The sequence below is a fragment of the Woeseia oceani genome, assembly GCF_001677435.1.
Taxonomy (GTDB): domain Bacteria; phylum Pseudomonadota; class Gammaproteobacteria; order Steroidobacterales; family Woeseiaceae; genus Woeseia; species Woeseia oceani.
In genome coordinates this window covers 1115715-1129608 of the sequence record NZ_CP016268.1, presented here as the reverse complement: position 1 = coordinate 1129608, position 13894 = coordinate 1115715, and the positions used below count along the sequence as shown (strand labels likewise).

Here is a 13894-nt window from a genome sequence, read left to right as displayed (position 1 = left end):
GTACCCGGACGAGCAGCAAGGTACGCTTCGCTGCTTCAAGATGAACGGCGGGGGAAGAGTATTGAGTGAATCAGCGCTAGACGGACGAAGTACACACCAGACGGTAGGCCTCATCCTTGGCCCCCTGCTGGCATTATCCATACTGCTCTCAAACCCGCCCGGTGACTTGTCGGTTGCAGCCTGGCGCACAGCCGCAATGGCATTGCTCATGGCCGTATGGTGGGCAACAGAGGCGGTCCCGATTGCCGTTACCGCGCTACTCCCACTGGTCGCGTTCCCGCTACTCGGTATCGCGGATATGCAGACAACGTCATCACCGTACGCGAACAAAGTGATCTATCTTTTTCTCGGCGGTTTCATCGTCGCCTTTACCATGCAACGCTGGAATCTGCATCGGCGGATAGCCCTGACTATTCTGCAGCACGCAGGTGGCAATGGCCGATCCCTGATAGGCGGCTTCATGATTGCCAGTGCTCTGTTGAGCATGTGGGTAATGAATACTTCAACAACCATGATGATGCTGCCTATTGCCGTGTCCATCATCGGCGTCATTCATTCGACGGTTGGCGGCCTTGACGACCGGGCCCGCCACGACTTTCAGTACGCACTGTTGCTGGGAATCGCGTACGCGTCCTCGATTGGCGGCATGGCTACTCTGGTCGGCACAGTGCCGAACGCCTTGCTGGCTGCGTTCATGCTCGAGAGCTACGGTACAACCATCGATTTCTCAAGCTGGATGATGGTCGGGATACCCATGAGCGCGTTGTTGCTGCCACTTGCGTGGCTGTCTCTGACACGCTGGGTATTCCGCGTTGACTTCAAGACCTCCGGCGAGGGCCGCGCCACACTGCGTGCCATGAAAGACGACATGGGCACGATTTCCATTCCGGAACAGCGGGTCGGTATCGTATTCGTAGTACTCGCCCTGGCCTGGATTTTCCGTCCGCTGCTCATTCAGCTACCCGGCCTGTCGGGACTGGATGACTCCGGTATCGCCATGGCCGGCGCCGTCGCGCTGTTCTTGATACCAAGTGGCGATCGCAACGACCCGCTTCTTATCCGTTGGGTACATGTTGAAAAATTGCCATGGAGCATATTGTTGCTGTTCGGGGGTGGTTTATCACTTGCGGGGGCTTTCAGTAACACCGGACTTGCCGCGTGGTTGGGCACCAGCCTCAATGCGTTCGGCGCGCTGCCAATTGCACTGTTGGTCATGCTCGTCGCGGCATTGATCATTTTCCTTACAGAACTCACCAGCAATATCGCGACGACAGCCACCTTTCTCCCGGTAGTTGGAGCTATTGCCATCGAAGCAGGTATTGACCCGGTGGTCCTCGCGGTGCCGGTGACGTTCGCGGCAAGTTGTGCGTTCATGCTGCCAGTTGCGACACCGCCCAACGCCATCGTATTCGGCTCCGGACTGCTTACGATTCCCAAAATGGTTCGCGCCGGTTTCGCACTCAACCTCATCGGCATCGCGCTGGTAACTTTGATTGCATTGACGCTGGCACCCCGATTTCTTCATTGATACGCAAGAGGACGCCATGACGCAGGAAGACAATTACGCAGTCGGCAAACAGAACAGCGTCCGGCAGTTGCGCGACAAGGCCAGCTACGATCGCGAACTTGTGCACCGCATCCTCGATACCGGGCTGGTTGCACATGTGGCATTCGTACAGGACGGCCAGCCGCTTGTCGTGCCGATGATTCACGCTCGTGACGGCGAAACGTTGTACCTTCACGGCGCGCGGAAAGCACGAGTGATCCGAATGCTCGCCGAGAACAGCAAGGTCTGCATCAATGTCACTCTGCTGGACGGCATAGTGCTGGCGCGCTCGGCATTCAATTCATCAATGAACTATCGCTCGGTAACGGTGCATGGCGTAGCAACTCTCATTGAATCCGCACAGGAAAAACTGCACGCGATGAAGTGCATTAGCGAACAGCTCATGCCCGGCCGCTGGGATGAACTGCGCGCACCGCTTGAGCGCGAAGTAAAAATGACCGGCGTTATCGCCGTTTCCATCGACAGCGCCGCTGCCAAGGTTGCCAGTGGACTGCCTGAAGACGAAGAAGACGACTACGGCATTCCTGTGTGGGCAGGGACATTGCCCGTGGTCTCAAATTCGGGGCAATTGATCGATGATGAGCGCCTGCAGCCCGGCGTAAGGCCATCGCCTGCCGTGCTCGCCCTGCAAAATCGGCGACTTTGAACCAAGTGCGCAATATCTGCGGTACAGTAGGCTCGCTACGCACCGACACATCACATGGAGCATCATTGCCATGGCAAACATGATCAATCGCCAGATTCGCCTTGCCAGCCGCCCGGATGGCTGGGTAAGCGCAGACAATTTCACATTGACCGACGCTCCTGTCACCGAGCCCGCCGACGGCGAATTGCTGGTACGTAATCTATTCATGTCAGTCGACCCGTACATGCGCGGGCGCATGAATGACACCAAATCCTACGTGCCGCCGTTTCAGATCGGCGAAGTGCTACAGGCAGGCGTCGTCGGTCAGGTCGTCGAAAGTCGTAACGACTCATTCGCAAAAGGTGATTTTGTCAGCGGCATGTTGGGCTGGGAAAACTATTCAATCTCCGACGGCACCGGTCTGCACCAGGTTGCGGAGGGCGCGGTCCCGCTCTCCTACCATCTCGGCATACTGGGCATGCCGGGTATGACCGCCTGGGTCGGGCTGATGAAAACCGCCGCGGCGAAGCCCGGTGACACCGTATTTGTATCGGCGGCCTCGGGCGCCGTCGGCAGCATCGTCGGACAACTCGCCAAGATCCACGGTTGCCGGGTAACCGGGTGCGCGGGCTCTGACGAAAAAATTGAGTTGTGTGAAAGCGATTTCGGCTACGACGCGATGTTCAACTACAAGACCAGCGACAACATCGCCAAAAGCATCGCCAGCGTGTGTCCGGACGGCATTGACGTCAATTTCGAAAACGTTGGCGGGAAGATTTTTGAAGCGGCACTCTGGAATATGCGCAACTTTGGTCGCATTGCACTCTGCGGAATGATTTCCAATTACAACGATGCGCATCAGGAACCAGGCCCGCGCGGCATGATGCTGATGATTGCACGACGCCTGACAATCAAAGGTTTCATAGTCAGCGACGATCGCGATGCCTGTATGGAGTACGTACGCAAAGCGAGTGGCTGGCTGGCCGAAGGTCGCCTGAACTACCGGGAAACGGTGGCCGAGGGAATTGAGAATGCGCCGCAGGCATTGCTAGATGTATTGCAGGGCAAGAACGTCGGCAAGCAAATCGTACGCCTTGCGGAACCCGGGTAATACGCAGACCGACCAGCGCATTGATAATCTTCGGCTGCCTCCAATACTCGGCGGACGAAAGCAGAGCACAAAAAAAGCCCCGGACCAGCCGGGGCTTTCTTGTTTGGCGAACCGCGTCTATTCGTAGTCGTAAATAACTTCCAGACCGTACACACGGCCTTTGTTCAGCGGCGAGAAGGTCGCTTTGTTGCCCGACAATCCCGGCACCGGGAAGCCCGGACTGCCTGGGAAGTTGCCTGGCAATTGGGTATCGCCACCGATCGTTGACTCGTCTTTCAGGTTCTTGCCGTAGAGCGAGAACTTCAATCGGTTGTCTTTGAAGCCCAGGTTGACGCTGGCGTCAAACATGTCGGCAGCTCGCAGCGAACCACGGTTGTTATCAGTGTACTTCGCCGGATCGCGGCGATAGCCGCTGGCCTGCATCGACAAATTGCCCCAGGAATAGTCGCGGGTATAAACCAGCTGCGCACCGTAGGACCAGGGAGCAAGCCGTGGCAATTGCAGTGCACGGTCACCCGCGTCGATGACACCGTCACTCGAAATGTCGAAGTTCACTTCGTCGTACTGGCCGTCGACGTAGCCAAGACTGGTGGACAGGAACAACGAATCTGACAGCACCCAGCTTGCTTCGAGATCGAGGCCGGTGATGGTAGCGTCAGCGGTGTTTTGGATGATCTGCACCACACCAACGACCGGATCGGTGAGGTTAACCTCACGCTGCATATCTTCGATAGTGTTGTGATAAGCAGCGGCATTCAAACGCACGCGGCCGTCAGCAAAGTCCTTCTTGACACCCACTTCGAAAGACGACTGCTCTTCTTCATCGAAGCTGCGGTTCGGAATGGCAACGGCGGTGTGACGCATATTGTAACCACCACTGCGGAAGCCTTTTGTCCAGAATCCGTACAACTGAGTCGAGTCGTTCGGTTTGACCTGGATACCAATTTTCGGCGTGAAATTCTTCCAGCTGCGGGAGTCATTAAGATCTGCACTGGCGCAACCGGCATCAATCGTACACAGGTTCAACGGTATCGACGCAATCCGTGCCGTCTTTTCTTCTTGCGTATAGCGGCCGCCAAAGTTCAGTGTGAATACGTCATTCAGAACAACGTCAAGAGACGCAAAGACAGCGAATGTTTCCGACTCCTGATCACCGCCACCCGTGATATCCAGCGCGCCACCCTGAATTAGCCGGCGCTCAAGGTACAACAGGTCCTGCTTGAAGAAGTAGGCACCGGTCGTCACGTACAGGTTGTCGTATGAACCGGAGTAACGCAGCTCGTTCGAGAACTGGTCCTGCTCCGTACGCGCTGGCGCGTGAAACAGGAATATCGGTGACGAATCAATATCGCTCAATGTCATTGATGAATATTCGCGCCAGCCAAGGATGTTGACGATCTCACCGTCACCGGCATTCACATCGAACGTTGACTCAAACGTGAATTGATTCCATTCATTGTCATAGTAGCCAGGCTCGTCAATCGCGAATCCGAAACCGGTCGTGCCGTACAAGCCCTCATTCTGCGATGCCGGGCCATCTCCTTCGGTTTCGCCATGCTCCATACGCAGCAGGAAGTTCATCGAATCATTTGGCAGGTACTCAAGGCCGCCACGAACCATCGTCGTTTCAGCCGCACCGTGGTCTTCACCGGTTGCGAGGTTGGTGTGCCAGCCACTGTCGTCATTGCGGTACAAGGAAAACTTGCCTCGCCACCGGTCGCTCAGCGGCCCGGTAACCAGCGCTGAGGCATAGATATTGTCACCGGTTTCCATGGCCATTTTGCCCTTGAAGCGAAACGCATCGCTGGGCCGTGTCGTTCGCAACAGAACTGCGCCACCCGTCACGTTGCGACCAAACAGGAGTCCCTGCGGCCCACGCAAGACTTCGATACCTTCCAAATCAAATATATCGAGGACCACGCCTGTGTTAGTCCCCAGATACATACCATCAACGAATACACCTACCGTTGGATCGATGGATGGAATAGAGCTGTTAATTCCGAGTCCGCGGATGGAAAAGTTGGCTGTTCCCCGCGTCGTACCAATGTCTTCAAGCTGCACACTCGGTGCTGAGTAGCCAATAGCCTGCACGTCGCGCAAATGCATAGCATCGAGCTGCGACTCGTTGTAAGCAGTGATGGCAACGCCAGCATCCTGTACATCGATACCGCCAGCGCGCTTGGTACCGGTAACGATAATCTCTTCAAGTAATGCATCAGCCGTACGGTTCTGGCTGAAAGCCGTTGCAGGAAACGCTGCGACGATACACGCCGTCAACAGTACTCCCTTACTCACCCTGGTAAGAATCTGCATGTGTGGATCTCCATCCAATTTCGCTGTATCGAGCCGGGCTTAGGTGCAAGCACAACACTGGCTCCCCCGTGCCATCGGCCGTCGTTTCGCATTGTCGAAAGCACGTATAGTCCTGAAACGCTTTAGGTAATGTAACAACAACGGTCGGGGTTTCCCAGTAGCGACCGGGTCTAAGGTATACAAATGTTGCTATAGAACAACATAATGTTCAGGGTGTTACAGGCAGCAGCTGGCTATGCTCCAACTCCAGGCGCAGGAGTGCCTCTTTGACAGGCAGACCGCCGCCGAACCCCGTCAGTTTGCCGTCGCTGCCGATGACGCGGTGACACGGAATCACGATAGGAATGGGATTGCGGCCGTTCGCCGCGCCAACCGCGCGCACGGCCGTCGGCCTACCGATGCGGCAGGCGATGTCGGCATAGCTGACTGTCGTGCCATACGGGATCGCCTGCAACTCTGCGAGGACGGCCAGCTGGAACTCCGTACCGGAGGGTGCGAGCTGCAGATCGAAGGTTTGCCGCGTTCCGCAGAAATACTCAAGCAACTGGGCGCGGGCATCCGCAAACGGTGACTCTGAATAAATCCATTCGGGCATTGGATCACGACGTTTCGGCCCTTCCGGAAAGCTAATGACGTGTAAGTGTTGCGCGTCCCCGGCGAGCAGTAAATCCCCAATCGGCGTGGTCAGGTAGCAGTAGTACATCAATCAGCCTCCACTGTTGTTGGCCCCCCAAAGCAGCATCGCGGCGTAAGCGCGCCAAGGTCGCCAGCTCTCAGCACGTTCGGCCAGTGTCGCAGGACTAACCCGCTCACCGGGGCACAGCGCCTTGACCAACCCCAGATCCGAAGCCGGAAAGGCATCCGGATTTTTCAACGCTCTCATCATCACGTACTGCGCAGTCCAGTCGCCAATGCCTTTGATGGCGGTAAACTGCTGGTGAAATTTCTGCATGTCCTGCCGCGGCTCGAAGACCACATCTCCGGCCAGTACAGCGCGGGCAAGCCGCCGCAAGGTATCCGCCCTGCATTGCACCAAACCGATATTGTTGAAGCGGGCCCGGGCCAGCTGACTTGCACCCGGAAAGCTGTGGGTAACGCTGCCGACGGGTTCATGAAGTGGTGTGCCGTAACGACTCGCGATACGGCCAGACAGGGTGGTGGCCGCCTTAACTGAAATTTGCTGGCCCAGAATTGCGCGCACCGCTAATTCGAAACCGTTCCAGCAGCCGGGCACTCGAATACCGGTTTGTGTTGCGAGTAAGGCCCGCAGGCGTTCGTCGGCGGACAATGCCGCGTGGATATCATCGACCGGCGCATCCAGATCAAACACATCGCGGGCCATTTGCACGACCTCAAAGACGCGTTCCGTCGGTACATTTTGCATTTGTAGTGATAGAAAACCATGATCAATCCCGGCCCGTATCTGAATCACGCATTCTGCGTCACCCAACTTCAGACTCCGGCGATAAGTGTCGCCGTCAATCTCCTCGACACACGGAATAGCGCGCATTGCATAGAATCGTAATACCTCCGTCCAGCTGTAAGGAGACCGGTATGGCAGGCGCACAGTAAGCGCTGCACGCTCGACGGGTAACGATTTTCGGACGCGGGATCGCCGCAACTCACGTGGTGTGCGGTCATAGGTTGCGCGGAACGCTGCATTGAATCGCCGTACACTGCCGTAGCCCGCTGCGATCGCAACATCGCTCATTGGTAGCCCGGTATCGTCGATCAGCCGCTTGGCGAAGTGCAAACGGCGTGTGTGCGCAACAGCCTGCGGCGACGCACCAACATGTCGTGCGAACAGTCGGCGCAAGTGCCGGCTCGTCACGCCCAGTTTGGCGGCAAGCGCCTCGATGTTGCCGTCATCCAATGCGCCGCGGTCTATCAATCGCAGGCCGCGACGGACAGTTGCAGAGGTTCCTGTCCAGGCTGGCGTACCCGGCGAGCACTCGGGGCGGCAACGCAAGCATGGCCGAAAACCAGCCTCGCCAGCGGCAGCCGCACTCATGAAAAACTGCACATTCTCCCGCTTTGGCGCGACCGCCGGGCAAATGGGCCGGCAATAGATTCCGGTCGTCTTCACACCGATGAAAAAGCGACCGTCGAAGCGTGCGTCACGAGCCAGCCGGGCGCGCTCCAGGGTTTCGTTGTGCATATCGCCACTCCTGAACCGGGCAACGAGTATACGTGGCGGCGGCATTCAAACTGGCCGGAATCGGACCTCCACGTTCGGAACCCACTGGCAGTCCAGCACGACAGACCATGCACCCAACCACCCGCAAGGCGAATGATCGGGCGCAGTCGCCCTGTTCCCTGCAACGGTACGCGCGATGCGGCTAGTTGCTGACGCCACCCATACACAGGTATTTGATCTCAAGGTAGTCATCCAGACCGTACTTGGAACCTTCGCGGCCCTGTCCCGACTCTTTGATACCGCCGAAGGGAGCGGTCTCATTGGAGATAATGCCGGTGTTGATACCAACAATTCCGTACTCCAACCCTTCGCTCACGCGCCATACGCGACCGATATCCCGCGAGTAGAAATAACAGGCAAGCCCGAATGGCGTGTCGTTGGCCGCTTGTATCGCTTCCTCTTCTGTTTGAAAGCGAAACAATGGCGCTACAGGCCCGAAAATCTCTTCGCGAAATACCCGCATGTTGTCATTGACGTTCAACAACACGGTTGGCTCGATAAAGCAGGCACCAAGAGAAGAACGCCCGCCACCGGTCGCGGCTGTCGCACCGTTGCTGACGGCATCATCAATGAATGCCAGCACGTCTGAGGCTGCCTTCTCGTTGATCAGCGGCCCGAGGTCAATACCGTCTTCGGCACCGTTGCCCATTGTGAGCTTCTTGGCTGCTGCGATAAATTTCTCGGCGAACTCGTCATATATACCGTCCTGAACCATGATGCGGTTGGCGCATACGCAGGTTTGCCCTGCATTTCGGTACTTGCACGCAATTGCTCCCGCTACGGCTGTATCGAGATCGGCATCGTCAAACACGATAAAGGGCGCGTTGCCACCCAACTCCATGGAGGTTCGCTTCATGGTCTTGGCGCAGGCTTCAACCAGCATCTTGCCGACCGGCGTAGACCCGGTAAAAGTCAGCTTGCGCACTACCGGGTTTGAGGTCAGCTCCTCACCGATCTCCGACGTACGACCACTCACGATGTTTACGACACCAGCCGGTATGCCGGCGCGCTCTGCCAGTTCGGCAAACGCGTTCGCTGACAGAGGTGTCGCGTTGGCTGGCTTGCAAACGACCGTACAACCGACAGCAAGAGCGGGCGCGATTTTTCGCGCCAACATCGCGTTTGGAAAATTCCACGGCGTAATACACGCGACCACGCCGACCGGTTGACGAATCACCACCAGCCGCTTGTCATTGTCTGGTGCCGGTAAGGTATCGCCATACACGCGCTTGGCCTCTTCCGCGAACCACTCAATATAACTGGCGCCATAGGCTATTTCGCCGCGTGATTCCGCGAGCGGCTTGCCCTGCTCCGCCGTCATTATTCGCGCCAGATCTTCCTGCGCATCCATCATCAGCCCGAAAAAACGACGTAGCAGGCCCGCGCGCTCTTTCGCCGACTTGCTGCGCCATGCGGGCATTGCCGCTTCGGCAGCTGCAATGGCGCGGCGGGTCTCATCCACACCGCAATTCGCAATCTCGGCAATGACTTCACCGGTAGCCGGGTTTTCGACCGGGTACACACTGCCATTGTCTGCGTTGATCCACTGCCCGTTAACATAGGCGCCGGTCTTGATCAGATCTTTGTCGCTAATATCGATGCTGCTCACAATTTTTTTCCCGTAGTTCACTCGCTCGAAGGGTACACGGAAGCATAGCAAGGCCCCCGACCCGATTGGAGCTGTTCCGTACGTCAGCCCGCAACCCTGCCAGGGCCGAACGCACCCAAGCAGACGGTTTTGGCTGAGGAATCCTCAACTTGACGAGTTGCCAGCGGCAAGAATGCGTCTGATGGACCGCTCCCGCTAACCCGTTGCAGGCCGTGCGCCTGGCACTCAGCGAATGGCTAGAATTCAGAGGCTTAGGACACCTTCAGTGCAAAGCCTATTGACCGCAAAATTGCCAAGGGCAATGCTAGGGTCGACCGGGCTGAGCGCCCGACTGTCCTCTGCAACACGGGAGGATCGGTGTTTAGGCGAAACGACCGGTGCAAGACCAGGGACGGGGATGAGGCTGACCAGCCAACTGCCGACTCAAATTCGGCTTTTGCCTGAACCTCAGCGTTTCTCGCCGGTCAACTACGGAATAAGCCTTAGCAAAGTCTGAACCGCCGAAAAAACAACTAACACCCGATCAGGAGAGGTAACCATGGACACCGCAGCACTCCGACATTGTGCGTTCGTGGGCCTTGTTCTCAGCGTCAGCGCTTGCGGCACACTGTACGAACTGGACGTGTCGGCGCACAAGAGCAATGTGTCTGCACCAGGCAATACTTACATCATTCTATCGAATGATCAGGACTTCCCACTGGAGTCCCCACAGTTTGATCAGTACGCAAGCCAGCTGGAGCGAGCAATGGCCGAACACGGTTATCAGCGCATCGCCGAAGACCAGCTGAACGCTGCATCGTTTGCCATCTACGTATCCGCAGACATAAGCGACCCGAAAAAATCCTACCATACCGTCAGCAGAGCAATGTACGAAACGCCTTACACACAAGGCGCATCGGCGGCGGCCCGCAACACAGGCTCCAGCAGCTCAGGAGGACAAGGGGCGCAAAGTGCGGGACAACCGACAGTCCTGGATCTTCCGCCGGTCGAGCAGCTAAGCGGCTACGAACAAAATGCGTTTGCAACCACGGTATTTACCAAACACATGAGCCTGGTCGCGGTGGATTTGCAAAAATATTTGAGTGATATAAAACAACGTGGCCGCAGCAATGCCGTGCCGGAAGAGCTGTGGAGCGTTGATGTCGAAACAACCGGCAGCGTTGATGACCTACTTGAGGCCGTGCCGGTAATGATTGCTGCTGCCGAGCCGTACCTCGGCGACAGTACTGAAGAACAGGTTCGGATATCCCTCAGCGAAGGCGACAAACGCGTCCGCCGCATCCGGGCAGCGCATTCAATCAACAATTAATCCGTCGCGAAACACGTCACGGAGCAACTATCACTACGGCATTCAATCAAAAAAAACCGGCCTCCTTTCGGAGGCCGGCCCTGTACTAGCATCGCTATACGACTGAGCAATCAGAATCGAATTGCTGCGCCAAATCGCAGGTAGCGCGGACGCTGGTAGCTGCTTGGCAACATAAACTGCTCCGGGTTGATCGCGGCAAATTCGTAGACCTCACGAGCGCTTTCGCCGTTCAGAGCATTGAATATCTCTGCTCGCAGCTCAACCGTAGCGCGGTCCTGCCACTGGAAGGAATAGATCGCAGCGAAGTCGAGCTGCATGATCCAGTCCGTACGACCGGCAGTACCTCGCGGTACGAATCGCAGGTTTCCGTCACCGTCTCTCAGGTAGAAGGTATCACCGTAGGCGGGTGTGCCATCCGGATGTTCTTCACCGAAAGCGTTGATCGGGCGACCTGACTGGATAGCCAGGTTGGCACCCAGGGTCAGACGATCAGATGCCTGATAAGACGCCCAGAACTTCAGTTTGTGGCGGCGATCATTGGGCAGGTAGCCAAATGCACCATCCATCAACTGCGGAATATCAAAGTCCTGGGTAATACCCGCATCGTCCTGACCGATATCAGACTTCACGTAACCTTCCGTGTTGCCTTCGTTCTTGGACCAGGTGTAAGAACCAGCCATTGTCCAGTCACCGAACGAACCGTTGGCCGTAAACTCGTACGCTTCGTAGGTTCGTTTCGCTTCCGGATAGCCCAAAGCGTCGGCAGGAATTGTCACCTGGACCAACTCAGTGCCACTCATTGCATCACCCGGTACCAGATACTGCTCGCACATGGTCGTCAGATCATTACCCGGATTCGTCAACACGTAGTGGCAATCGTTGCCGGAGCCGATCGGGCCGTCCCAGCCGATTTCCTCGAGGCCGAAGTCTACGAGGATGTCGTCAATGGTGGATGACAGTTCACGACGTACGTAGCGCGCTCCGACTGTCCAGTTATCGCCCAGGTTTCGCTCGTAGCCGAGGATCCATTCGTCCTGGAACATCGGTTCAAGGTTCTGGTCGATGATGGCACTGGTATCCGGCACTGTCCCGTCCGATACGAGCAGTCGGGTTCCGATTTGCTGGGTGGTTGGAACGCCTTCGGAATCAATAGAGGTAGGCGCCCCTGAAGTCGCATCCCGACTGCCGTCGTACACGTAGTACTCTTGGTAATCGAGCTCAGCACCCGACAATCGTACGTTGGTGTTAGCCGCAATCGGCAAGTGGTAGCGCCCCCAGTTCAAGGTCACTTGCTGGTCATCAGAACCGCCCGGTGCCCAGGAAAAGGCAATACGCGGAGCCCACTGATCATCGATCTTAATGAACGGCGCGCCTTCTGCGTTGTTGTTCTCAAAGGTCTCATTGCGAATGCCGAGACTCAAGGTGAACTCATCGTTAATTTGCCATTTGTCTTCGATGTACCACGCTTGAGAGACGGTGTCGAAACTACCACCGTTCTCGATGTAGCGTATCCGTACGGTATCGACATCGGATCCGTCACCGTTGACATCCGTCATGGTCGCGCCGTTCGACAACTGCTGGCCAACCGCATAAGTCTCATAGCGGTAATAGATTCCGCCGAGCTGGCTCGGGTTAAAGTCGAAACCCGGGTAAATAGTTGCGTCAACAGACGAATTGTCTTCCCGATCGAAACCTGCACGGATCGTGTGATCCCCGACATAGTATTCGACGTCGAAGCGTAGCGCTTCGCGCTTGTCACCGCCCGTCTGCACCGTGGATGCGATCCAGCAGCCCGGGTACAGGCTTGTCGCACCATCACTGACATCAACAACCAACGGACAACTGAAATCGGTGGTCGACTGGTCGGTCAGACTGTACTCGTTCTCGCCATACATCGCGGAAACGGTCAATGAATCGCCGAAATTGCCATCGTAGCGAATGATGCTGTTGTCGCCACCACGGAACTCGCTCGACTCACCAATCTCGGCGCCACGCTGAGACTGCGAGATATTGTAGTCAAACTGCTTAGTCTTAATCACTCGCTCATCGGAGAACGCCGTGTAACTAAGCGTATGGTCGTCAGTGATGTTCCACGTCAGGTTGCCGCCGAAAAAGTCGTCGTCAACTTTCTGCACGTTTAATGTATCTGCGCTGCCCAACGAGTTGAACTCGGATTCGGTATCGCGCGGTTCATAAAGTGCATAGAAGAACAGGCGATCACGCCAGATCGGACCACTGACATAAAAGTCCGTTGTCATACTGCTCTGACGGTTCTCACCGTTATAGTCGTAGAATGAACCGTCCGGACGAATTGAGTTTGGACTTTCGCCCTGGAACAGCTCAGGTTCGAAGTAAGTCACCACGCCGTACTCGAATTCGTTCGAACCGCGCTTCGTAACAGCATTGATAACGCCGCCCGTTGAACGACCGAATTCAGCGCCGTAACCGCCTGTCTTCACCTGGAACTGGTCGTAGAACTCGAACGGTACCGAGCTGCCGCCCAGACCATTGCGAAAGTTCGTTACATTCAGTCCATCGATGTAGTAGACGTTTTCAGCAACCGACGCGCCACCGAATGAAACCAGCGTTTTGTCGTCGCCAAACGCAGTGTCACCGGCTATTGTTCCCGGCGCCAAAAGCGCAACTGCTTCGATGTTTCGTGCTACCGGCAACATTGCCAGCTCTTCAATCGAGATATTGAGGCCGGTTTCGCCGGTAGTGGTCTGCAGAAACTCTGCCGCTGAACCGTAAGTGATGATCTCCTCAATTGCGGAATCAGTCAGCGGAATCGTGAGATCAACCGACGTACCAAGATTGACCATGACGCTCTCAATGGTCACCTCGGCAAAACCGGAGGCCGTGGATTCCAGCCTGTACTCACCAGGCGGAAGTTGCAGCCTGAAGTTGCCGTTGCTGTTGGTCGTAACCGATCGTGTCTGGCCCGTGCGTACACTGGACAGCGTGATCGTCGCTCCGGACACAGGCGTACCGTTGCTGTCTACTGTCTGGCCATCGAGCGTACCGGTCGCACCCTGTGCGAATACCGCCGTCATGGAACCAAACGTCAACAAAACGGCAGAGACGAAAGTTAACGCTAGTCTCTTACACATTTCATAAATCCCCTATGCATGTCTTCTCTAAGGCGTTGTCGCCGACGTTCGGG

General features: G+C 56.4%; 9 protein-coding genes. 4 read left to right on the top strand and 5 right to left on the bottom strand.

The window, feature by feature from the left end; translation table 11 throughout:
* The first annotated feature begins 61 nt into the window (after window positions 1-61).
* The 3 genes from BA177_RS04770 (at window position 62) to BA177_RS04760 (ending at window position 3303) form a co-directional block, all read left to right on the top strand.
* Window positions 62-1528 (top strand): SLC13 family permease, encoded by a 1467-nt coding sequence (locus tag BA177_RS04770; protein WP_231892484.1) that lies wholly within the window; start codon window positions 62-64, stop codon window positions 1526-1528.
* 16 nt (window positions 1529-1544) lie between these two features.
* Window positions 1545-2213 (top strand): pyridoxamine 5'-phosphate oxidase family protein, encoded by a 669-nt coding sequence (locus tag BA177_RS04765; RefSeq protein ID WP_068613558.1) that lies wholly within the window; start codon window positions 1545-1547, stop codon window positions 2211-2213.
* Between the two features lie 70 nt (window positions 2214-2283).
* Window positions 2284-3303, top strand: coding sequence for an NADP-dependent oxidoreductase (locus tag BA177_RS04760; protein ID WP_197493339.1), 1020 nt, complete (start codon window positions 2284-2286; stop codon window positions 3301-3303).
* A gap of 117 nt (window positions 3304-3420) precedes the next feature.
* On the opposite strand, the gene BA177_RS04755 is transcribed toward BA177_RS04760, so the two are convergent.
* The 4 genes from BA177_RS04755 to BA177_RS04740 all read right to left on the bottom strand — a co-directional run bounded on the left by BA177_RS04755 (window position 3421) and on the right by BA177_RS04740 (window position 9413).
* A complete protein-coding gene (locus tag BA177_RS04755; protein ID WP_068613555.1) occupies window positions 3421-5616 on the bottom strand; it encodes a TonB-dependent receptor in 2196 nt (731 codons plus the stop codon).
* A gap of 208 nt (window positions 5617-5824) precedes the next feature.
* Window positions 5825-6319: a methylated-DNA--[protein]-cysteine S-methyltransferase gene (locus tag BA177_RS04750; RefSeq protein WP_068613552.1), complete on the bottom strand. Its 495-nt coding sequence runs from the start codon at window positions 6317-6319 to the stop codon at window positions 5825-5827.
* Window positions 6320-6322: 3 nt separating this feature from the next.
* Window positions 6323-7774: an Ada metal-binding domain-containing protein gene (locus BA177_RS04745; RefSeq protein ID WP_068613548.1), complete on the bottom strand. Its 1452-nt coding sequence runs from the start codon at window positions 7772-7774 to the stop codon at window positions 6323-6325.
* A gap of 181 nt (window positions 7775-7955) precedes the next feature.
* Complete coding sequence (locus BA177_RS04740) at window positions 7956-9413, bottom strand: NAD-dependent succinate-semialdehyde dehydrogenase (protein ID WP_068618913.1); 1458 nt, start codon at window positions 9411-9413, stop codon at window positions 7956-7958.
* A gap of 547 nt (window positions 9414-9960) precedes the next feature.
* On the opposite strand from BA177_RS04740, the gene BA177_RS04735 reads away from it, so the two are divergent.
* Window positions 9961-10731 (top strand): hypothetical protein, encoded by a 771-nt coding sequence (locus BA177_RS04735; protein ID WP_156762700.1) that lies wholly within the window; start codon window positions 9961-9963, stop codon window positions 10729-10731.
* A gap of 110 nt (window positions 10732-10841) precedes the next feature.
* On the opposite strand, the gene BA177_RS04730 is transcribed toward BA177_RS04735, so the two are convergent.
* Window positions 10842-13841, bottom strand: coding sequence for a TonB-dependent receptor (locus BA177_RS04730; RefSeq protein ID WP_082989876.1), 3000 nt, complete (start codon window positions 13839-13841; stop codon window positions 10842-10844).
* Window positions 13842-13894: the final 53 nt, after the last annotated feature.

Excerpts from the sequence above, each read along its gene's own strand:
- BA177_RS04765 (WP_068613558.1), top strand. The coding sequence starts at position 1,545 with ATGACGCAGGAAGACAATTACGCAGTCGGCAAACAGAACAGCGTCCGG.
- BA177_RS04760 (WP_197493339.1), top strand. The coding sequence starts at position 2,284 with ATGGCAAACATGATCAATCGCCAGATTCGCCTTGCCAGCCGCCCGGAT.
- BA177_RS04755 (WP_068613555.1), bottom strand. The coding sequence starts at position 5,616 with ATGCAGATTCTTACCAGGGTGAGTAAGGGAGTACTGTTGACGGCGTGT.
- BA177_RS04750 (WP_068613552.1), bottom strand. The coding sequence starts at position 6,319 with ATGTACTACTGCTACCTGACCACGCCGATTGGGGATTTACTGCTCGCC.
- BA177_RS04745 (WP_068613548.1), bottom strand. The coding sequence starts at position 7,774 with ATGCACAACGAAACCCTGGAGCGCGCCCGGCTGGCTCGTGACGCACGC.
- BA177_RS04735 (WP_156762700.1), top strand. The coding sequence starts at position 9,961 with ATGGACACCGCAGCACTCCGACATTGTGCGTTCGTGGGCCTTGTTCTC.
- BA177_RS04730 (WP_082989876.1), bottom strand. The coding sequence starts at position 13,841 with ATGTGTAAGAGACTAGCGTTAACTTTCGTCTCTGCCGTTTTGTTGACG.